Annotated in this window: 18 protein-coding genes; 10 read left to right on the top strand and 8 right to left on the bottom strand. The window is 64.8% G+C overall.

Features of this window, described 5'->3' with window-relative positions:
* Positions 1–196: 196 nt before the first annotated feature.
* From KW843_RS08265 to wecB, 4 genes are read right to left on the bottom strand one after another with little or no spacing between them, the layout of a single operon-like run.
* The gene (locus KW843_RS08265; protein WP_218294661.1) at positions 197–1684 is read right to left on the bottom strand and encodes a polysaccharide pyruvyl transferase family protein; all 1488 of its coding nucleotides are present in this window, start codon (positions 1682–1684) and stop codon (positions 197–199) included.
* Between the two features lie 18 nt (positions 1685–1702).
* Positions 1703–2863: a glycosyltransferase family 1 protein gene (locus KW843_RS08260; protein WP_218294660.1), complete on the bottom strand. Its 1161-nt coding sequence runs from the start codon at positions 2861–2863 to the stop codon at positions 1703–1705.
* A gap of 2 nt (positions 2864–2865) precedes the next feature.
* Complete coding sequence (locus KW843_RS08255; protein ID WP_218294659.1) at positions 2866–4191, bottom strand: glycosyltransferase; 1326 nt, start codon at positions 4189–4191, stop codon at positions 2866–2868.
* Positions 4166–5311: a non-hydrolyzing UDP-N-acetylglucosamine 2-epimerase gene (gene wecB / locus KW843_RS08250; protein ID WP_218294658.1), complete on the bottom strand. Its 1146-nt coding sequence runs from the start codon at positions 5309–5311 to the stop codon at positions 4166–4168. The genes KW843_RS08255 and wecB overlap by 26 nt, the downstream gene beginning before the upstream one ends.
* A 477-nt stretch (positions 5312–5788) precedes the next feature.
* Here wecB and KW843_RS08245 point away from each other — a divergent pair, with 477 nt between their 5' ends.
* Both KW843_RS08245 and KW843_RS08240 read left to right on the top strand, forming a co-directional pair.
* On the top strand, positions 5789–6811 hold the full coding sequence (locus KW843_RS08245; RefSeq protein ID WP_218294657.1) for an ABC transporter substrate-binding protein: 1023 nt from the start codon (positions 5789–5791) through the stop codon (positions 6809–6811).
* Positions 6812–6911: 100 nt separating this feature from the next.
* Positions 6912–7511 carry a molybdopterin-dependent oxidoreductase gene (locus KW843_RS08240; RefSeq protein ID WP_218294656.1) on the top strand — a complete coding sequence of 200 codons (600 nt, stop codon included), beginning with the start codon at positions 6912–6914 and terminating at the stop codon, positions 7509–7511.
* A 118-nt stretch (positions 7512–7629) separates the two neighbouring features.
* Here KW843_RS08240 and KW843_RS08235 read toward each other — a convergent pair whose 3' ends face one another.
* Positions 7630–8868, bottom strand: a complete 1239-nt coding sequence (locus KW843_RS08235; protein ID WP_218294655.1) for an MFS transporter — start codon at positions 8866–8868, stop codon at positions 7630–7632.
* A gap of 97 nt (positions 8869–8965) precedes the next feature.
* Between KW843_RS08235 and KW843_RS08230 the strand changes: the two genes are divergently transcribed.
* Entirely contained in the window at positions 8966–9913 is a 948-nt protein-coding gene (locus KW843_RS08230) for a LysR family transcriptional regulator (protein WP_218294654.1), read from the top strand.
* A gap of 146 nt (positions 9914–10059) precedes the next feature.
* On the opposite strand, the gene KW843_RS08225 is transcribed toward KW843_RS08230, so the two are convergent.
* The 3 genes from KW843_RS08225 to KW843_RS08215 form a co-directional block, all read right to left on the bottom strand.
* Positions 10060–10617: a dihydrofolate reductase family protein gene (locus KW843_RS08225; protein WP_218294653.1), complete on the bottom strand. Its 558-nt coding sequence runs from the start codon at positions 10615–10617 to the stop codon at positions 10060–10062.
* A gap of 286 nt (positions 10618–10903) precedes the next feature.
* The gene (locus tag KW843_RS08220; protein WP_218294652.1) at positions 10904–11971 is read right to left on the bottom strand and encodes an ABC transporter substrate-binding protein; all 1068 of its coding nucleotides are present in this window, start codon (positions 11969–11971) and stop codon (positions 10904–10906) included.
* Positions 11971–13077: an LLM class flavin-dependent oxidoreductase gene (locus tag KW843_RS08215; protein ID WP_218294651.1), complete on the bottom strand. Its 1107-nt coding sequence runs from the start codon at positions 13075–13077 to the stop codon at positions 11971–11973. The genes KW843_RS08220 and KW843_RS08215 overlap by 1 nt, the downstream gene beginning before the upstream one ends.
* Positions 13078–13278: 201 nt before the next feature.
* On the opposite strand from KW843_RS08215, the gene KW843_RS08210 reads away from it, so the two are divergent.
* The 7 genes from KW843_RS08210 to KW843_RS08180 all read left to right on the top strand — a co-directional run bounded on the left by KW843_RS08210 (position 13279) and on the right by KW843_RS08180 (position 20154).
* Complete coding sequence (locus KW843_RS08210) at positions 13279–14283, top strand: LysR substrate-binding domain-containing protein (protein ID WP_218294650.1); 1005 nt, start codon at positions 13279–13281, stop codon at positions 14281–14283.
* An 11-nt stretch (positions 14284–14294) separates the two neighbouring features.
* Complete coding sequence (locus tag KW843_RS08205) at positions 14295–14792, top strand: GrpB family protein (protein WP_218294649.1); 498 nt, start codon at positions 14295–14297, stop codon at positions 14790–14792.
* 39 nt (positions 14793–14831) lie between these two features.
* Complete coding sequence (locus KW843_RS08200; RefSeq protein ID WP_218294648.1) at positions 14832–15260, top strand: DUF1801 domain-containing protein; 429 nt, start codon at positions 14832–14834, stop codon at positions 15258–15260.
* Between the two features lie 128 nt (positions 15261–15388).
* Positions 15389–17005 (top strand): AMP-binding protein, encoded by a 1617-nt coding sequence (locus tag KW843_RS08195; RefSeq protein WP_370628464.1) that lies wholly within the window; start codon positions 15389–15391, stop codon positions 17003–17005.
* 132 nt (positions 17006–17137) lie between these two features.
* Complete coding sequence (locus tag KW843_RS08190) at positions 17138–18355, top strand: acyl-CoA dehydrogenase family protein (protein WP_218294647.1); 1218 nt, start codon at positions 17138–17140, stop codon at positions 18353–18355.
* 129 nt (positions 18356–18484) lie between these two features.
* A complete protein-coding gene (locus KW843_RS08185) occupies positions 18485–19477 on the top strand; it encodes a tripartite tricarboxylate transporter substrate binding protein (RefSeq protein ID WP_218294646.1) in 993 nt (330 codons plus the stop codon).
* A gap of 308 nt (positions 19478–19785) precedes the next feature.
* Positions 19786–20154, top strand: a complete 369-nt coding sequence (locus KW843_RS08180; RefSeq protein WP_218294645.1) for a hypothetical protein — start codon at positions 19786–19788, stop codon at positions 20152–20154.
* Positions 20155–20329: the final 175 nt, after the last annotated feature.

Raw genomic sequence — 20329 nt, 5'->3', positions numbered from 1 at the left:
CGCAATTGTCTCCTTGCCGAGGATCAACTCCCGTTCAAGTTGCTGCATAGTCTGCCGCATTGCAGCTATTTCGTCATAGCACGCGCAACCGGGGAAGCATTCGCAGCCCCCATTGCTGGTGGTGCGCACGGAATTCGCGGAGGAATTTTCCTGCGGCTCTGAATATGTCTTCATGAGAAAATAGTGTTAATTTGCTTCAGATAGACAAACCTTGCACCCAGCGCCACGCACTGCGCAAGGGAGCAGTCATTCTCCAGGAAATGGATTCCTGCATTTCAAGCAGCCTTTTTTCAAGCTCGAGCGACCTCTCCGATGCGTCGATCAACTGCGTTTTTGCTGCATCAAGCAAATTTTTGCTGTCGCTCAAACGAGCCTCAAAATCTTGCAGTTCCCCGGGGGATTCTGACCTGGTGGCTCCAGCCTGTCGAGATTCACGTTCAAGAATGCCAGGCAGTGACATCCAAAAAGCATTCATGACGACCATGGAATCGGTCTTGCCACTCCGAACCATATCGGCAACATGATCCCAGTAATTTTCCAGCACATCATTTGCCTCGATGGCCAACTGCGAAGGTTCTTTTCGGCCAATCCGCTGAGACAGCCATTCGGGATCCTCGCAGCCTGCCGGCGGCAGCGGATGCACGGAGCTGTATTTGGAAAGTGCCGTGAATTTTCCTTGGGAAAGATCACTGGAACTGAACACCGGAATACCACACGACAATGCTGTGATCGCAAGATGATAGCTGTGCCCCACAACAGCCTCGGATCCGCTGATCAATGATGCCAGGGCCATTGGCGACGGCCATTCACCGAGACAGAAAGTACCTGGGAGATCAGCATCGATGAACGATTCGTGGTCACAAAGCACGGGGCCAAGGCGGAGGAGAAGGAAACTAAGGTTCGGCAGCTCAACTCGAAATTTCTTGACATAATCAGTAAATCGCTCGAGATTTTGAGTCGCTTGAATAACTATGTAGGGCGTCTTGAGGCCTAAGTACTTGAGGATTGCATCTGCCTCATCGGTTCCGGAATGAGACTTCAAACAGCGTCTAATTGAAAATGCTGTATCAGGCATCACATGCACACGCTGCGGGTCAACAAATGGCATGAGCGCGGTTTTCGAGGGCTCGTCTCGTACTGCAATATGAGTACTGCACTCCAGAGCCAGAGAAAGTAGCGGATGGCTCCAGCTTGGTATATCGTTGCAGTGCATGCCCGGTGCATTCCATATCACCGGAACACCATGTTGTGCACCAAGCAATGCCGGGGTCAGCCAGTATCCTGTGGGATGTTGAATCCACGCTACCGGCGGCTCATATCCAGGGGCGATGAATTTATCAAAACGTACAATAAAACCGCCGCCTATCAGGATTGCATCAAGACCACTGGCCATGCGGGGCAGGTCCGCAAGTGATTCCACCCCATATGGCCAATCCTGCGAAGATTTGGCGTGATAAGAGAAGGGGACGAGTTCAATATTCCCGAGCCTTTGAGAAAGCTCCAGTTCAGCAATGATCGGAAAAAGCAGATCACCATAATTTTGAACATCAAACGTGCCAAAGATGCCAATGCGCCAGGAACGTTGATTTTTCATTGCATTGGAATCGCTTGTATTCATTTCTCGCGTTTGCAAAAACTGCTGACGAGGTAAACCATCACAGTCAACCAGACCAATATTATTCATCATCGATAGATCAGAGATCTAGGGTACTCCATCACGACCCGGACTCATACTTCTCTGCACTTGGTTTTCATGCGCGCTTTCTAGGATCTTCAGCGTCGCCAATCCCGCTCGCTCCCACGAAAAACTCGAAGAGTGCCTGAGTGCATGCTCGCTGAGTTCCTGTCTCAAGTCTTCGTTGGTGATGAGTCTGGCGAGTCCGTCAGCAATTGAATCCACATTGAGGGGATCTACGAGTACACCTCCTCGCCCAACCACTTCTGGAAATGCTGACGATACGGAAGCCAGCACCGGGGTTCCAAATGACATTGCTTCCGCTACCGGCAAACAAAAGCCCTCCAGAAGAGACGGCGCAGCCAAGCATTGCGCATGCCGATACAGTGTTGACAGAACCTGATCATCAACATTTTGCAGGATGACCACCTTGTCCCTGATCCCCAGGGCTTCAATATCATTCTTCACGGAATTTCGGCCCCAGCTCGCAGCCCCCACCAGCACCAAAAGAATTTTGGCCTTCGTACGGTCGATCATGCGTTGAAAAGCCTGCAGCAATCTTGCCAAATTCTTTCGGGGCTCGAAGCTGCCCACAAACAGTACATATGGCCTTTCAATACCCAAGCTCCTTAAATGAACGAGCGGCAATGGGGGTGGCATATGCGCCCCGCCTTCGGTTGCAACTGACACTTTTTTCCGGACCGATTCCCCAAAATACCGTTTGATATCCTCCGCCGTTGATTCCGAGATCGCGATGATCTGTTGAGCGGCCGCAAGGCTTCGAGGCATGAAGAAGCGGTCCAGGCAGTACGTGACGCGGCGCATTGTTTCTGGCTGCTTCAGCCAGCAAAGATCATGAACGGTCACTGTTGTGGCTGTTTTTCGTGGTAACGACCACGGCAATCTATGCGCGGGACTCCAGTAGACATCGGGCTGATCAATGCTCCCCCAAATGACTTGCGAGAAGAACAGACTGGCGATCCTTCCGACATCACGGGGAAAGTAATCGGATCGACAAGTCACATTCGGCAGCTGGACATAATGAGCCGCTGGACAAACCCTTCCATAGAGCAACCAGTGATGCCGGCCTTGACTCTGCTCAATCATCAACGGCAGCAGGCATTTTATGTACCTCGCAATACCTGAACCGGGTATTTCAAGCATGCTGATGTCCACGGCTATGCGCATAGCTACATTTCCTTTTTCTTTTTTTGTTCCGAATCATCTGCCAATCCGGTATTTTTTGAGGTTTCTAAAATTCTATGGATCACCTCCTTGTAATGAATTGCTCTCTTGCTCCACGCAAACTCGGCAATGGCACTCTCATTCCGCAAAAACATCGATTCCAGGGCCCCGCCCAACCAGCACGCATGAATTTCGCGAAGGGTACGCTCAATTGAAGCTGCATTGTTCTGGATAACCCATCCCGCGCAGACTCGCATGATCAGCGCTCCGGCCTCATCCGTGGCCGCACTGGAAATATGCAATATAGGAGTGCCTGCACCAAGATATTCATAAATCTTTCCTGGAATCTGGAACGGCTGGCTATTGCCAATGCTAAGCAGCACATTGCAATTCTGCTGTGCCCAAATGCATTTCCCATGATCGGCAACCCCATGAAATTTGATGCCTGGAATACCGTCGAACAGTGATTGATACGCAACGTGATTTCCGTAAAATTCGACTGAGATATCCAAATCACGAAGCGATCGCAACGCTATTGCCAGCTCGGCGGGCGAACGGAAATCTGCGTAAAAATTCCCGGTATATACAAGGCGTAGAGACTTCGATCGATCGCGGTTTTCAATAAATTCACTATTTTTGCTTGGAAACCCCTGCGCGATGCATGTGAATTTTCCGTCAACATCATGCAGGTCATGGCGCTTTCTCAAAAGATCAACAACAGCCGTTGTCGTCACCACCATCGCATCAGCATGGGTGATAATTTTTGCCTCAAAGGCCAGATCAATTCGCTGACGCCAGCGCGGCGTATAAGGAGCAACGACCGGGTCAGCAAGATCGATGATGAGTGGAATTCGAAAGATCCGTTTGGCCAGGAGGCCGAGAAGAAGGTCGGCCCCGGGCTCATGGGAAGCCACGATTGCACTGAATTTCGTCGTTCTGAGCAAGTGAATCAAACGCAAAGATGCGGTGGGTACCCATTCGGTACGCAGATCAGGAAATATGATCTGATCGAGTGCACGACGCCCCCAGCGATGCATTTTTAGCCAAATGGAGTCACCGCCAATGGGGCCCACAACACCAGCACCTTGTGATCGCCTGGATATATATAAATAGGCACTCTGCGAAAAGCCAACATACGGCCCAGGCCAAACCCGGTGGATGATCACTCCAGGCGCAAAATCCTGGTGAAAGGGTGGCAATGCGGGCATATCGGGACAAAGTACATGCACTTCTACGCCGAGCCTTGCCAGTTCATTCGCCAGATAGAACCATCGTAGTGACTGTGCTGAGACGATGGGAGGAAACTCATAGGCGATCAGAAGAATGCGCATAGCTACTTTTGGTCAATGCCTCTTGCAATATATCCACAATTCTTGCGGATGCACGGCCATCGCCGTAAGGGGAGTTTCGCGATGAAAATGATTGATAGAGAGCATCATCATCAAGCAGCTGCAACGATGAGTTGACAATGGAGTCAAAATCACACCCTACCAGCTTCGTCACCCCAGCGTCTATGCCTTCGGGTCTTTCAGTTTCATTGCGCAAAACAAGCACAGGCTTTCCCAATGATGGCGCCTCTTCCTGGACTCCACCAGAGTCAGTCAGTATGAAAAATGCAGATTTCATGGCCGCAACGAAATCCACATAATCAAGCGGCGGGACAAGGTGAATCCTAGGATGATCCGAAAGATATTCATATGCTGCATTTTTTATGGCAGGATTCGGGTGAACCGGAAAGAGAATAAAGATGTCATTCCGCACATCAGCCAGATGTCTTGCCGCTCGGCATATTTCAAAAAAAGGTTCCCCGATATTCTCCCTTCTATGTGCGGTAAACAGTATCATTCTGGATTTTTTAAATTCCGATGATACCGGTGATGGACAAAGATCTGCAGTATAGAGCAATGCATCAACAACCGTATTACCAGTTACATGAATGGTATCGGCGGCTTTTCCTTCCTCAATGAGATTATTTCGAGCAATATCCGTTGGTGCAAAATGCCACCGAGCCATATTTCCAACCACAACACGGTTCATTTCTTCTGGAAATGGATTGTCATAGTCCCTGGTTCGCAAGCCCGCCTCCACGTGCGCAAATGGAATGCGAAGATAGAATGCAGCAAGCGCTGCAGCCATTACGGATGTTGTGTCCCCTTGCCCAATCACAATATCCGGTTTTTCAGCCTGAAAACAACGATCCAGTTCACCAAGCAACCGAATCGTCAGTTTCGACAGGCTTTGGTTTGGCGCCATCACCTCACAAATGATATCTGGAGCCAGCGAAAAATGAGAAAGCATCTTCTCGACCAGAACAGGATGCTGTCCTGTCGAAACAATTCGCACTGATGCCCAGCTGGTGCTACGCAATGCGATAATCAGCGGTGCCATTTTAATGGCCTCTGGCCTGGTGCCAACTACGCAAATTATTTTTATTCTGTTGGACAAGTACATTACAAAAGGATGAAGCTGCGAAAAATAACAACGAGGCCGTTGCCAGCCACGCTCTTGATCGGATTAATCTCTATCGGAGAAATTCTCGTCTTTCGTTAATGCCCTGTATTTCTCACGCACATTAAAGTGGGAGTGAAAAAACACGAAGCCCCGGCTCCCCGGGACGGAGAGCTGCAGGATATTGCTACAACGCCAGCGGCCATCCATCGTACGCCCAGACCCCTTTGGACGCAGCCCGTCAATTTCATTGGCATCGCACCAGGATGCTTCTGGTTACCGGTGCCCCGTGCGCACTCCTCTGCGGGGACGGAGGCTCCGGTTCATTGGGGCATCCGCAGTTTCGCGGAAGCCTGTTTGCCGGGGACCCTTGCGGGTGCCGCATTTAGCGCATATCGATGCTACGCAATGGTCTTTGCGCAGCCGTAGCGCTTGTCGGAACCTCGCGGCCTGTCCCATTGCTCCACGAACCTGCCCGCCATGCCCCACACACCCCAACCCCTGAACCGCCGCCAACTCATCCAGGCCGGCCTGGGCGCCGCCGCCTGGGTCGCCACGGCGGGCGTGCCCGCGCTGGCCACGCCACCCGCACCCGACCTCTCCAAGGTGACCCTGCGCATCGGCACCTACAAGGGCCTGTGGCGCGCCCTCATCGCCGCGTCCGGCCAGGGCCACACGCCCTACCGCATCGAATGGCGCGAGCTGAACAACGGCGTGCTGCACATCGAGGCCCTGAACGGCGACGCGCTGGACCTGGGCTCGGGCAGCGAGATCCCGGCCCTGTTCGCCGCGCGCCAGAAGGCGCAGGTGCGCTTCATCGCGGTGGTGCGCGAAGACCTCCACAACCAGGTCACGCTGGCCCGCAAGGACGCGCCCGTCCAGCGCATCGCGGACCTCAAGGGCAAGCGCGTGGGCTACGTGCGCGCAACCACCTCGCACTACTACCTGAGCCGGCAACTGGCCGAGGCGGGCCTGTCGTTCGCCGACATCAGCGCCATCAACCTCACGCCGGCCGATGGGCTGTCGGCCTTCGACCGGGGCGACCTGGATGCCTGGGCCATCTACGGCTACAACGGCCAGCTGGCGCGGCTGCGCTATGGCGCACGCGTGCTCAAGACGGGCCAGGGGTATCTGTCGGGCAACTTCCCCATCTACGCCAACCCGCGCGCGGTGGAAGACCCGGCCCGCCACGCCGCCATCAGCGACTACCTGCAGCGCCTGCGCCGCGCCTACCTGTGGGCCAATGGCAACTACCTCGGCTACGCCCGCGCCCAGTCCGCCGAAACCCGCGTGCCCGTGGGCGACCTGATCGAGCTGTGGAACAACCGCAGCACCGACTACGACCTGCGCCCCGTGGACGACGGCGTGGTCAAGGGCCACCAGGCCGTGGCCGACGCCTTCCTGCAGCTGGGCGTGCTGGACGGCCCCGCGCAGGTCGCGCCGCTGTGGGACCGCAGCTTCAAGAGCGTGCTGCAGCCGCCCGGGTTGGCCACGGCGGGCTGAGGCAATGCACCGGCCGGCATCCGGCCGGCCGGTCATTTTTTGCGTGGCACCAGCCCGCCTTGCGCTTACCATGCGCCCCTCAACCACAACGAGGAGCATGATGAACAAGCAAAAGCGCCATTTCGTCGCGGCCAGCATGGGACTGGCAGGGCTGTGGACCGCCACCGGCAGCAGCCACGCGGCCCCGCCCGCCGCCGCCGGCAACCCCGCGCTGCTGACCATCAGCGGCGCCATCACCAAGCCCAACCGTGGCGCGCTGGACCCCACCATCGACCAGATGATGGGCAAGCATGGCATCCAGTTCACCCAGGCGCACGCGTTCGACGCCGCCGCCCTGCAGCGCATGGCGGCCGTCACCATCAAACCCACGCTGGAGTACGACGCCAAGCCCCACACACTCAAAGGCCCCCTGCTCACCACCGTGCTCGCGGCAGCGGGCGTGGCGGCGGGCAGCCCGGTGCAGCTGGTGCTGCGCGCGGTGGACGGCTACAACGTCACCATCAGCATGGCCGATGCGCAGGCCTACCGCATGATCGTCGCCACCCACATCGACGGCCAGCCCATGGCCCTGGGCGGCCTGGGCCCCCAGTGGGCCGTGTACGACGCCGATGTGCTGCCCGCGTTCAAGGACAAGCCGGTGAAAGAGCGCTTTGGCCTGTGCCCCTGGGGGCTCTACCACATCGAGGTGAAAAAGGCCTGAGTCAGCCTGCCGGATGACGCAGCCCCAAGAAAAAGAAAAAGAGCGGCCCGATGGCCGCTCTTTTTTTCATAGCTGCCAGCGCTTGTCCAACAAGCGCAAGGGGCCATTTTCACTCCAATCAGGGTGCCCTCCCCACCATCCGAGCCCCCAGGGCCGCCAGCGACCCCACGGTGGCCAGCGCCACCACCCCCAGCCAGCCCCACTGCGCCAGCACCAGGCTGCCCAGCGCCGCGCCGGCCGACATGCCGATGAACATGCCCGTGAACAGCAGCGCATTGAGCCGGCTGCGCGCGGCGGGGTCGATGCCGTACACGATGGTCTGGTGCGCCACCAGCGTGGCCTGCACGCCAAAGTCAAAACCGATGGCACTGGCCACGATCAACGCGAGCTGCGCCTGTGCCGGTAGCAGCGGCGCCAGCGCCATCACGGCAAACGATGCGGCCGCCAGCCCGGCGCCATAGCGGGTCACGACCTCGGGCCCGCGCTTGTCGGCCAGGCGCCCCGCCAGGGGCGCGGCCAATGCGCCCGCCGCCCCGGCCAGGCCAAACGCACCCGCCGCCGCCGTGCCCAGGTGGAACTGGCTGTGCAGCATCACCGCCAGCGTGGACCAGAAGGCGCTGAAGCCCACGGCCAGCAGGCCCTGCGCCCAGGCCGCGCGGCGCAGCGCCGCGTGCTGGCGCCACAGTGCCACCATCGAGCCGATCAACGCCCCATAGCCCAGCTGCGTGGTGGGCGCGAAACGCGGCAGCCCGCGCCACACGGCCACCGTCAGCAGCGCAATGGCCACCGCCGCCGCCACATACACCGTGCGCCAGCCCCACTGCTGCGCCACGAAGCCGCTGACCACGCGCGACAGCAAGATGCCCAGCAGCAGCCCGGTCATCACGATGCCCACCATGCGCCCGCGCTGCGCGGCCGGGACCAGCGTGGCGGCGGCGGGCACCACGTCCTGCGCCACCGTGGCCGCCAGGCCCACGGCCAGGCTGGCCGCCAGCAGCGCGCCCATGCCGGGCGCCAGGCCGCTCAGCAGCAGGGCCAGCATCAGCGCGATGGACTTGATGACGATGATGCGGCGCCGGTCATACCGGTCGCCCAGCGGGGCCAGCAGCAGAATGCCCAGCGCATACCCCAGCTGGGTGAGCGTGGGCACCAGGCCCACCACGCGGCTGTCGGCCTGCATGTCGGGCCCCAGCACGCCCAGCATGGGCTGGCTGTAGTACAGCGACGCCACGCTCAGCCCCGCCGTGGTGGCCAGCAGCAGCAAGAGCGGCGCGCTCACCGCGCCCTCGGCAGGCGGCCGCGCCGGGGCCGTGCCGGCGGCAGGGCTTGTTGCATGCACATTTTGAATGGAAGACATCTCAATACCCGCTCAACAAAAGGAATGGTGCGATTGTTCTAGCGCACCCTCCCCTTGGGTAGTGGGCCAAGCTGCAGATTTGTTATACGCTTGGCGCATGACCGTCACCCTGCCGCCCGGCGCCGACCGCATCGAGCTGATGCAGACCTTCATCCGCATCGTGGAGACCGGCAGCCTGTCTGCCGCCGCCCAGCAGCTGGGCACCAGCCAGCCCACCGTGAGCCGCCGCCTGCAGGCGCTGGAGCGCAGCCTGGGCATCAAGCTGCTGCAGCGCTCCACCCACGTGATGAAGCTGACGGAAGACGGCGAACGCTGCTTTGCCCACGCCAAGGCCCTGCTGGAAGACTGGCGCGCCATGGAAGACGACCTGCGCGGCACGGCCGACACCCCGCGCGGCACCCTGCGCGTGCTGGCACCGCACGCCTTCGGGCAAGACCAGTTCATCGCCCCGCTGATGGCCTACCTGCGCCGCTACCCCGAGGTGGACGTGGAATGGATGTTGCACGACCGCCGCCCCAACTTCATCGCCGAAGGCATCGACTGCGCCATCCAGGTCGGCGCGGTGGACGACCCCAGCGTGGTGGCCGTGCGCCTGGCCGAAGTGCCCCGCATCGTGCTCGCCTCCCCGGCCCTCATGGCCGGGCGCCCCACGCCCGAGCATGCGCAGGACCTGCAGCGGCTGCCCTGGCTGGCGCTCAGCACCTTCTACCGGCGCGACGTGACGCTGGTGCACGAGCCCAGCGGGGAGGCCCACACCTTCGGCATCACACCGCGCCTGGCCACCGACAGCCTGTATGCCCTGCGCAGCGCCGCGCTGGCCGGACTGGGGGCATGCATTTCATCGGCGTGGATCGTGGACAACGATGTGCGGCAGGGGCATTTGCTGCACCTGGTGCCCACATGGCACGCCGCGCCGCTGCCGGTGTACCTGGTGTACCTGGTGTACCCCTACGCGCGGTTCTATCCGGCGCGGTTGCGGTTGTTCCTGGAGGCGATGCGGGGCGCGATGCCCGGGCTGGTGGGAATGCGGGCGGTGGCGGGCTGAGCGCAAGATGCAAGACGCGTCCCGGTCAGGGGCTGCCGGTGGCTTTTTTTGGCGGCGCCGCCGCAACGCCCGCCTCACCGGCGGGCCGCGCAGCGCAGACCCGTCCAAGGGCTGCACGCCGTGAGGCGGCAGGGCCCCTCCCGGCCTCAGCGCGCGCGCCGGTAGTGCATGGCGACCGCGCCGCAGCGCAGCGGCCTCGCCGAGATCAACGCGAGCCGCCGCGTACCGGGCAGCCCGCTCTCGTACAGGGTTGGGCCGTGGCCGGAGATCCTGGGATGGACGAGCAATTGGTACTCGTCGATCAGATCCAGCCGGTCCAGCTCGGTCGCGAGCTTGCCGCTACCGAGAAGTACGCCGTCTGGGGTCGCGTCCTTGAGCTGCTGCACGCCCGTGCGCAGGTCGCCGGCGATGTGGTGGCTGCGGGTCCACGGGAAGTCCTTTCGCGTCGAGGACACCACGTACTTCGGCTTGGCCTCCAGCTTGACCGCCCACTCGCGCACCGCCGCCGGCGCCTCCGCGTCGCCACGCGCCACCGCTGGCCAGTAGCTCTCCATCATCTCGTAGGTCACGCGGCCCCACAGCATCGCCCCGTTCTCGTCCATGAGGCGGGTGAAGAAGGCGTGTGTCTCCTCGTCGGCGATTCCTTCCTGGTGGTCGACGCAACCGTCCAGGGTGACGTTGATGCTGAAGGTCAAGAGTCCCATGGTGTCCTCCGTGCGAGATACACAACGAGCCGCTCGCCGCCTGGCTCCCGTGCACGAGCCCCTTCGCGAGGCGCGCCCCGTGCCGGCTGGCGGCTGGCCGTGAAGCCGCGCCACGAAGCGGCGTTGGCTGGAATGAATTGTCAGGCCTCGTGCGCTAGTTCGGCCCGGATCTCCTCACGGCCGAAAGAAAAAGAGCGGCACATCGTCCGCTCTCGTTTCAATAGCACCCAGCGCTTGACCAGAAAGCGCCAGGGCCATTTTTCATTCAAAACAGAGAATCCACTGCTCACACGGCCCCTCGCCAAACCTGCATATCCGTGATCGCCGCCACATCCACCCGCACCGGCAGGATCCCATCCCGCGCGGAACGGTCCGCCACCGTCTGCAGCGCCGTGACATCCGCCTGCGTCACGGGCCGGGCCGCGATGGCCGCGCGCCCGGTGATGATGCGCGAGGCGTCGATGGGCAGGCGCGTGAGCTGGGTGTAGACCTGCGCATACGCCTCGCGGTGGGCCAGGGCCCAGTCGCCGGCGCGGGCCAGGCGGTCCAGGTACTGCACGATGGCGGCGCGCTTGGCCGGGTCGGCCAGGGCGGCCTCGGTGGCGGTGATGAAGCCCAGGGCGGTGTTGATGCCGCGCCCGTCGCGCAGGATGCGGCCGCCCTGCTGCAGGGCGATGGTGTAGTAGGGGTCGAAGATCGCCCAGGCGTCGATCTGCCGGGAGGCGAAGGCGGCGGCTGCGTCGGTGGGCAGCACGAACTTGACCGTGACCTCCTCGCGCTTGACGCCCGCCTCTTCCAGCGCGCCGTACAGCTGGTATTGCGAGATGCTGCCGCGCGCGGACGAGACGATGACGGTTCTGCCCCGCAGGTCGGCCACCTTGCCCAGCGGCGAGTCGCCCTGCACCACGATGCCCAGCGAGTCGGGCTGGCCGACGCGGGTGGCCACGATCTTGAGCGGCGTCTTGCCCACCGCGGCCGCCAGCACGGGCAGGTCGCCGGCCATGGCGGTGTCCACCGCGCCGCTGCGGTGCGCTTCAAACAGCGGCGCCGCGCCCTGGAAGTTGGCCCAGCGCCAGGCAAACGGTGCGCCCTCCAGCGTGCGGGCGGCTTCGAACAGGGCACGCAATCCACCGGCCTGGTCGCCCAGCACCAGCGATGCCGCAGGTGCCTGCGCCTGGGCGCGAGCGGCGGAGCCCGGGCCCAGGATGCCGGTGGCGCCCACCGACAGGGCCGCCGCCTGCTGCAGCCACTGGCGGCGCGATGCGCCGGGGCGGCTGCGGTGGCCGGCGCTGCCCCTGTCGTCGCTGCCGATGCCGGGGCGGTTGCCCTCGGCGTGGTCGATGCGGCCACTCATCAGGCTGCCTTGCGCAGGGTTTGCGCGGCATGCTCGCCGTCGCGTTCAGCCACTTTGGCGCGCACCAGGGGCAGCAGCTCGCGGCCGTAGTCGATGGCATCCACCAGCGGGTCGAAGCCCCGGATGAGGAAGGTGGTGATGCCCAGGTCGTAGTACTTGAGCAGCGCGTCGGCCACCTGCTCGGGCGTGCCGACCAGGGAGGTGGAGTTGGACCGCCCGCCAATCTCGCGCGCGATGGCCGTCCACAGGCGTTCGTCCACGCGGTCGCCCTTGGCCGCATCGGCCAGCAGGCGCTGCGCGCCTTCGCTTTGCTGCGGTCCCACGCCGCGTGCATAGCCCTGCTGCACGCGCAGGCGGCGGGTGTCGTCCAGGATGCGCTCGGCCTTGGCCCAGGCCTCGTCCTCGGTCTTGCCCAGGATGGGACGGAACGAGATGCTGAAATCCACATGGCGGCCGTGCAAGGTGGCCTCGGCGCGCACGCGGCGCACCAGGTCGCCGGCCTGGGCCAGCGATTCGCCCCACAGCGCGTACACGTCGGCATGCTTGCCGGCCACCTGCAAGGCGGGGGCCGATGCGCCGCCAAAGTAGATGGGCACGCGCTGGCCCTGCAGCGGCTTCACCTCGGACACGGCACCCTTGGCGCGGTAGTAAGTGCCTTCGTGGTCGAAGGGCTTGTCCTCGGCCCACACGCGGCGCAGGATGCCGAGGTATTCGTCGGTGCGCGCATAGCGCTCGTCGTGACCGAGGAAGTCGCCGTCGCGCTGCTGGTCTTCGTCCGAGCCGCCGCTGATGTAGTGCACCGCCAGGCGGCCGCCGGTGTAGTGGTCCAGCGTGGCCAGCTGGCGCGCGGCCAGCGTGGGCGCCACGAAGCCGGGGCGGTGGGCCAGCAGCAGGCCGATCTTCTGCGTGACCGAGGCCGCGTAGGTGGCGGTGAGCAGCGTGTCGGGGCTCGATGAGCTGGCGGGCACCAGGATGCGGTCGAAGCCCGCGTGCTCGTGCGCCTGGGCGAACACGCGCACATAGGCGGGGTCCACCGCCGGGCCACGGCGGGGAATGGTTTCTGACACTTCGTTCGGCTGGATCATGCCGATGAACTGGACGGGCATAGCGGGCTCCTGCGGGATAAGCGGTTGGGGGATGGGGTTGAAGGGCATGATCCGCGCGCGGAGCCCGCGCCCCAACGAAGAAAAACGCGTTTGCAAACTCGCCCTCCGCATACCCCCGGCCCGGGATGGCGGGCAGGTTAGAGTTGCGTGCGATTCATCCGCCGACCACCCTCCTTCCTCCCCCAGATTCCGCCCTGCCCCATGGACCTGCGCGCGCTCCGCTACTTCATCGCCGTGCTGGAAGCCGGCAGCCTCTCGCGCGCGGCGGGCACGCTGTACATCGCCCAGCCCGCGCTCACCGCGCAGATCAAGAAGCTCGAGGGCGAGCTGGGCGCGCGGCTGTTCGAGCGCTCGCACGCCGGCGTCACGCCCACGCCCGCCGGGCAGCAGCTGTACGAAGACGCCCGCCGCCTGCTGAGCGACGCCGCCGCGATGCGCGAGCGCATCCAGCGCCTGCCGCAGGGGCCCGAGGGCTCGGCGACGATCGCGGTGCCGTTCCTGCTCTCGTCGCTGATCATGGGCCCGCTGCTGGCGCACCTGAAGGAGTCGCACCCGCGCATCCGCGTCTTTGTCCTGGACGACCTGAGCCTGATGGTGAAAAAGGCGATGCTCGACCGCCGCGCGGACATCGGCATCCTGGTGGACGCGGCGCAGGTGGAGGGCCTGCACTGCCGCCCGCTGGTGCGCGAGGCCATGTATTTTTGCGGGCACGACCCCGGCGGCGCCGTGCGGGCGCTGCTGCGCAAGCCACCGGGTGCCGACGCCATCGCCGCCACTACCGGCACCGTTGCGGGCGCGGCGGCCGCCACCGCGCGCCCCACCATCGACTTCGCCGACGCCGCCGCGCAGCCCCTGGTGCTGCAGTCGCGCCGCTACTCCATCCGCCAGCGGGTGGAAGAAGCCGCCGCCGCGCGCGGCGTGGCCCTGAACATCGCCCACGAACACGACTCCGCCCGCGTGATCCGGTCGCTGTACGCGTGCGGGGGCGGCTTCACCTTCACGCCCGCCTGCGCGCTGGGCGACGCGCCTGCCGCCGGCCCCGACTGGATGGTGGCCCGCGTGGTCAACCCCGAGCTGACGCGCAGCTATACCCTGGCCACCACCGCCGACCGCGAGGTGGACGGCGTGATGCAGGTGGTGATGGAGGCGCTGATCGCGGTGGTGCTGGAACTGGTGGTGTCGGGGAAGTGGGAGGCGGTGGTGTGAGGATGCCCAGGGTGACATTGCTCGAATCCGCGCAGTACCAGGACCAGGCAGCAGCCACCTTCGCGGCGGTGGCCGCTGAAGTCGCCAGGCTTGTGCCCCACGCCATCATCGAACACATCGGTGCCTCGTCCATCCCAGGCGCCATCTCCAAGGGCGACCTGGACATCTGCTTGCTGGTACCGGCGCAGGACCACGCACGCAGTGTCGAAGCCCTGGAAGCTGCGGGCTACGTGGCCAAGGCCGGCACGCTGCGCACGCCCGCGCTGTGCATGCTTTTGTCAGCCGACACCACCATGGACGTTGCACTGCAGGTGGTAGCGCGTGGCTCGGAGTTCGAGTTCTTTCTGCATTTTCGCGATGCCTTGCGCGCCGACCCTGCGCTGGTAACCCAGTACAACCAGCTCAAACAGCGGTTCGCATCCGATGGGATGGACCGATACCGCGACGAGAAAGCGCGGTTCATCAAGGCGGTGCTGCAGGCCGCAGGAACATCCTGCGCTGCAGATTGATCGCACGCCTTCCCGAAAAACCAGCCGCAGGAGACACGCATGCCATCCACCAGCACCACAAACAACCAGCCCGCCTCCACCCTCATCGACCAGCGCATCGCCGACCTCGCCGACTGGCGCGGCCGCGCGCTGGCCCGCATGCGCCAGCTCATCCACGAGGCCGCGCCCGGCGTGGTGGAGGAATGGAAGTGGATGGGCACGCCCGTGTGGTCGCTGGGCGGCATCCTGTGCACCGGCGAGAGCTACAAGGCGTCGGTGAAGCTCACCTTCCTCAAGGGGGCCTCGCTGCCCGACCCGGCCCGGCTCTTCAACGCCAGCCTGGACGGCAACGCGCGGCGGGCCATCGACATCCATGAAGGCGATGAGGTGGATGCCGATGCCTTCAAGGCGCTCATCCGCGCTGCGGTGGAGCTCAATGCCGCCAGGCCCGCCGGCAGAAAGCCCGCCGCCCGCGCCAAGGCGAAATAGTGTTCCCAGGGTGGTGGCCGGCAGCAAGGCCATCAATTCATCTGATACCTCCCCATCAGCAATCGGTATTTCCCTGATACCCCCGTCTTCTGGAACAGTGGCCCCATGCCCCGCGCTCGACGGGGCCGGTGTTTCAGGAGACAGCCATTACCACCCCCTCCCCCCTCCCTCCCCGCGCGGTCGCCAACGTGGGCGCGCTTGTCGCCAGGAGCGCCCGGACGCACGCCCGGCGCGTGGCCGTGAAGAGCCCCGCGCGCAGCGTCACCTATGCCGAGCTGGAGCAGCGCTCCAACCGCCTGGCCAACGCCCTGCTCGGCCTGGGCCTGGCGCGCGGCGACCGCGTGGGCATCTACCTGCCCAACTGCGTGGAAATCGTCGAGATCGAGATCGCCTGCTACAAGGCCGGGCTCGTCAAGGCACCCTTCAACGCACGGCTGTCGCCCGCCGAAGTGGGCGCCGTGGCGGCCAACAGCGATGCCGCCCTCATCGTCACCACGGCCGAGCGGGCCGAGGCCATCCGCCCGCACGTGGAGCAGGCACTGCAGGGCGGCATGCCTCGCCTGCTGCTGCTCGATGGCGCAGGTGCCGCAAGCTACGAGGCCGCACTGGCGCAGGCCAGCGATGCCTTCAGTCCCGTGCAGGTGCACGAGCACGAGGTGGCCGTGCTGCACTACACCTCGGGCTCGTCGGGCGTGCTCAAGGCGGCCATGCAGACCTTTGGCAACCGGCTGGCGCAGCTGCGCAAGTTCCTCACGCGCTCGGACGGACAGCAGCCCGGGCACATCCTGGGGCTGGTGGGGCCGATCACGCACGCATCGGGCATGCAGATCGTGCCCGCGCTGTGCCAGGGCGTGACCATCCGCCTGTTCAACGGCTTCGAGCCCGCGCGCTTCATCGCCGACATGCGCGCCGACCGCGTGACGCACACCTTCATGGTGCCCACCATGATCAACATGCTGCTGGCCGAGCTGGAGGGCCAGTACCGCCCCCTGCCGGACCTGCTGCGCCTGGGCTATGGCGCCGCCCCCATGGCGCCCGCGCGCATCCTGAAGGCCATGGACGTGTTCGGCCCCATCCTGCAGCAAGGCTATGGCGCGGGCGAGACGACCTCGGGTGTCTGTGGCCTGTCGGTGGAAGACCATCTGTTTGCCCGCGCCGCGCGGCCCGAGCGCCTGGCATCGTGCGGGCGGCCGTTCCTGGAATGCGACGTGCAGATCCTGGGCGACGACGGCCGGCCCGTGGCCACGGGCGAGATCGGCGAGATCGTGGTGCGCGGCGACGACGTCTTCGCGGGCTACTGGCGCGCGCCCGAGCTCACGGCCGAGGTGCTCAAGGACGGTGCGTACCACACGGGCGACCTGGCCCGCATGGACGACGAAGGCTTTGTCTACATCGTGGACCGCAAGAAGGACATGGTGATCAGCGGCGGCTTCAACGTGTACCCCTCCGAGGTGGAAGCGGTGCTGTACCAGCACGACGCGATCGCCGATGCCTGCGTGTTCGCCGTGCCCGACGACAAGTGGGGCGAGGCCGTGGCCGCGCACGTGGTGCTCAAGCCCGGCCGCACGGCGGGCGACGAGGTCAGCGCCGCCATCGACGCCTTCTGCGCCCAGCACCTGGGCGGCTTCAAGCGGCCCCGGCGCATCGAGTTCGTGCCCACGCTGCCCAAGAACCCCAACGGCAAGGTCATGCGCCGCGCGGTGCAGGCGCCGTACTGGGAAGGCCGGGGCCGCATGGTGAACTAGAGAGCGGCATCCCCCCGAGGCGCCGCGCGCCCTGGCGCGTCCGCCAGAGGCGGCCCTCGCCCCGCGTCCGCGGCACCGGGCCGCGCCAGTTTCCACATCCAGTCGGCACCACAACCGACAAGGAATCTCGACATGAACAACCACGACATCACCTCCCCCATCCCCGCGCCACTGTTTCCGGGCGTGCCGTTCGAAGGCTCGCCGCAGGCGGCCGAGCTGATCACCCGCATCAACGAGTACCTGCACGGCGAGCTGGCCGCGCTGGCGCGCGAGCATGGCATCGACCACGAGAACAGCCCCGGCAAGGCGCTGCTGCGCCAGGTGTGGAAACGTTCGCACGCGCTGGGCTTCTACGGCATGACGCTGCCTCCGCAGATGGGCGGCCTGGGCCTGTCGGTGCTGGACCATGTGCTCGTGAAGGAAGCGATCTATGCCAGCGGCTCGCCCTTCGCGCCGCATGTGTTCGGCGAGCTGAGCGGCCCGCCGCGCGTGGGCGCGCTGGCGCGCGTCGCCACGCCGTTCCAGCTGCAGAACTTCATCCTGCCCGTGGCGCAGGCCGACATGGCGATCTGCTTTGCGCTGACCGAGGCCGAGGCGGGCTCGGATGCGGGCAACGTGCAGACCCGCGCCGTGAAGGATGGCGACCACTACGTGCTCACCGGCGAGAAGCGCTTCATCTCGGGCTCGCCCTTTGCCGACTATGCGGTGCTGATGGCCTCCACCGCCACCGATCCGGCGCAGCGCGAGGTGTCCGCGTTCTTCGTGGACCTGCATGCGCCCGGCGTGCGCGTGCAGGCGGGCTACAAGACCATGGCGGGCCAGACGAGCACGGGCAACATCGCCCTGGACGGCGCGCGCGTGCCGGCCACCCACCTCATCGGCGAGCCGGGCCGGGGCCTGGCGCTGGCGCTGGGCCGCATCACCGTGAACCGGCTGCTGCACTGCCCCGCCATGCTGGGCCTGGCCCAGGTGGCGCTGCGCGATGCGCGCGACTACGCGCAGCAGCGCCAGCAGTTCGGCCGCGCCATCGGGCAGTTCCAGGCCATTCAGCACATGCTGGCCGACATGGCGACCGACTGGGCCGCCGCGCGCGGGCTGATGCTGGCCACCGCCCGGCAGATCGATGCGGGCGGCGATCCGCGCGCGCAGGCTGCGATGGCCAAGCTGTTCTGCTCGGAAGCAGCGTTCCGCATTGCCGACCGCGCGGTGCAGATCCACGGCGGCGAAGGCATCGTGCAGGGCCGGCGCGTGGAATTCCTGTTCCGCATGCTGCGCATGTACCGGGTGCTCACGGGCACGAGCGAGATCCAGCGCAACACCATCGCCAAGGAATTGCTGGCAGCCCCCTGAGCGGCTGCGCCGCCGCTGCGGCGCGCAGGCCCCGGCCCGGGCCAGGCCAGTTGCTCCGGTCCGCCATACCGCCACAACGGTGCCCCAGTGCGCGAGCGCACCCACCCGACAATCACAAGGAGACAAGACATGACAACCCATTCCCCATCCTCCCCGCGCCGCCGCGCCCTGCTGGCCGCCAGCCTGCTGCCGCTGCTGGCGGGCACGCCCGCCCTGGCCTCCGACCCCTGGCCCCGCCGCGCCATCAAGTGGGTGGTGCCCTATCTGGCCGGCACGGGGCCCGACACCACGGCCCGCATCGTGGCCGAGGCCGTGTCCAAGGAACTGGGCCAGCCCGTGGTCATCGAGAACCGTGGCGGCGTGGGCGGCAACCTGGGCGCGCGGCAGGTGGCCAAGGCCGCGCCGGACGGCTACACCTGGATCTACTCGGGCTCACCCATGGCGGCCAGCATGCGCATGTACAAGGCGCCCGGGTATGACGTGCTCAAGGACTTCCGCCACGTGATCGGGCTCACCAGTTCCGACACCACGGTGATCGTGCACGCGAGCTCCGACATCCGCACGCTGGAGCAACTGCTCACCCGCATGCGCGCTCAGCCGGGCAAGATCGACTACGCGTCGGGCGGCATCGGCACCCCGTCGCACCTGGGGGTGGAGATGCTGCTGAGCGTGGCCCAGGCCGAAGCCACCCACGTGCCCTACAAGGGCGCCTCGGAGATCGTGAATGCCGTGATGGGCCAGCAGGTGACTTTCGGCGCCCCCATCACCTCGGTGGCGTACGCCAACATCCAGGCTGGAAAATTGCGGGCCCTGGCCGTGACCGGCCCCCGGCGCAACCCCAAGCTGCCGGGCGTGCCCACGCTGGCGGAGCTGCAGGTGCCCGGCGTGGAGCTGACGTCGTGGGGCGGTGTCTCGGTGCCCACCGGCACGCCCGACGCCATCGTCGCGCGCGTGCGCTCCGCCCTCGATGCCGCGCTCAGGCAGCCCGCCGTCGTGAGCGCGCTGGAAGAACAGGGCGGCCAGGTCTTCGTGCAGGACAGCGAGGCCTTCACACGCGCTTTCGGCAAGGAAATAGCGTTCACGGAAACCATGATGAAGAGGGCGCGGCTGGAGCCCATGTAGCGGCGGCCGGCCGTTTCTCGCCAACGCTTCTCCTTTTATAGCAACTACCGCTGGATGGATGGTCGGCAGCGGCACTTTTCATACCCGAACCCTGGCTGCGGCGCGGCCGCCGTGCGTTCGCACCCTTGCGCCACGGGCCGGCCCCGGGGCCGCCCGCTCCTTGACCCCCGTCAAGCAGGCCCGCGCCACGGGCATTTGTCCGACAGGCGGCCGATTCCTTGGATGGCGGGCAGCGCGCCCGCCCCGTCCAAGAATGAATGCAGCGAGTGACATTGCTCGCCTGCCCGCAACACGACAAGGAGAGCCCCATGAACACCCTCTCGAATCCCGTGGCCGAGGAAAAACCCATCGACCCCGACCTGGCCGCGCAGGCCGTGCCCGGCCACGGCGTCCCCTCGCAGGACCCCGACCCCGCCGCGCAACATACCCTGAGCCCGAGTGAATCCGAGCGCGAGTCCAAATCCGCCCTGATGGGGGGCGGCATGATGGCCGGAGCCGCCGCCGGTGCGGCCGTGGGCGTGGCGGTGGCCGGGCCCGTGGGCGTGTTCGTGGGCGGCACGGCAGGCGCCATTGCCGGCGCCCTCGGCGGCGCGGCCGTGGGCCAGGTGGTCGAACCCGAAGCGCCCAAGGAGCCCGCGGACGAGGCCGCCGAGCCGGGATACATAGAGAAGCCCTAGCTTTCTCGCCGCCCGTGGCCCGCCATTCCCTGTACAAAGCCCGCCCCCGCGGGCTTTTGTGCTTCGGGGTGGCGCGGTGGCGGCGCCAAGCCGTACCGTGGAGAATCCGGCCCACAGGCCGCCGGAATCCAGGGAGGTTCCGGCCCGGCAGCCCCTCCCCCCCACGAAAACCGCG

Origin of the sequence: Acidovorax sp. sif1233 (genome assembly GCF_019218755.1) — a bacterium.
GTDB lineage: Bacteria > Pseudomonadota > Gammaproteobacteria > Burkholderiales > Burkholderiaceae_C > Acidovorax.
The sequence above is the reverse complement of the archived record's forward strand: the minus strand, read 5'-3'. Positions and strand labels throughout refer to the sequence as shown.

Excerpts from the sequence above, each read along its gene's own strand:
- KW843_RS08265 (WP_218294661.1), bottom strand. The coding sequence starts at position 1,684 with ATGAATAATATTGGTCTGGTTGACTGTGATGGTTTACCTCGTCAGCAG.
- KW843_RS08260 (WP_218294660.1), bottom strand. The coding sequence starts at position 2,863 with ATGCGCATAGCCGTGGACATCAGCATGCTTGAAATACCCGGTTCAGGT.
- KW843_RS08255 (WP_218294659.1), bottom strand. The coding sequence starts at position 4,191 with ATGCGCATTCTTCTGATCGCCTATGAGTTTCCTCCCATCGTCTCAGCA.
- wecB (WP_218294658.1), bottom strand. The coding sequence starts at position 5,311 with ATGTACTTGTCCAACAGAATAAAAATAATTTGCGTAGTTGGCACCAGG.
- KW843_RS08245 (WP_218294657.1), top strand. The coding sequence starts at position 5,789 with ATGCCCCACACACCCCAACCCCTGAACCGCCGCCAACTCATCCAGGCC.
- KW843_RS08240 (WP_218294656.1), top strand. The coding sequence starts at position 6,912 with ATGAACAAGCAAAAGCGCCATTTCGTCGCGGCCAGCATGGGACTGGCA.
- KW843_RS08235 (WP_218294655.1), bottom strand. The coding sequence starts at position 8,868 with ATGTCTTCCATTCAAAATGTGCATGCAACAAGCCCTGCCGCCGGCACG.
- KW843_RS08230 (WP_218294654.1), top strand. The coding sequence starts at position 8,966 with ATGACCGTCACCCTGCCGCCCGGCGCCGACCGCATCGAGCTGATGCAG.
- KW843_RS08225 (WP_218294653.1), bottom strand. The coding sequence starts at position 10,617 with ATGGGACTCTTGACCTTCAGCATCAACGTCACCCTGGACGGTTGCGTC.
- KW843_RS08220 (WP_218294652.1), bottom strand. The coding sequence starts at position 11,971 with ATGAGTGGCCGCATCGACCACGCCGAGGGCAACCGCCCCGGCATCGGC.
- KW843_RS08215 (WP_218294651.1), bottom strand. The coding sequence starts at position 13,077 with ATGCCCGTCCAGTTCATCGGCATGATCCAGCCGAACGAAGTGTCAGAA.
- KW843_RS08210 (WP_218294650.1), top strand. The coding sequence starts at position 13,279 with ATGGACCTGCGCGCGCTCCGCTACTTCATCGCCGTGCTGGAAGCCGGC.
- KW843_RS08200 (WP_218294648.1), top strand. The coding sequence starts at position 14,832 with ATGCCATCCACCAGCACCACAAACAACCAGCCCGCCTCCACCCTCATC.
- KW843_RS08190 (WP_218294647.1), top strand. The coding sequence starts at position 17,138 with ATGAACAACCACGACATCACCTCCCCCATCCCCGCGCCACTGTTTCCG.
- KW843_RS08185 (WP_218294646.1), top strand. The coding sequence starts at position 18,485 with ATGACAACCCATTCCCCATCCTCCCCGCGCCGCCGCGCCCTGCTGGCC.
- KW843_RS08180 (WP_218294645.1), top strand. The coding sequence starts at position 19,786 with ATGAACACCCTCTCGAATCCCGTGGCCGAGGAAAAACCCATCGACCCC.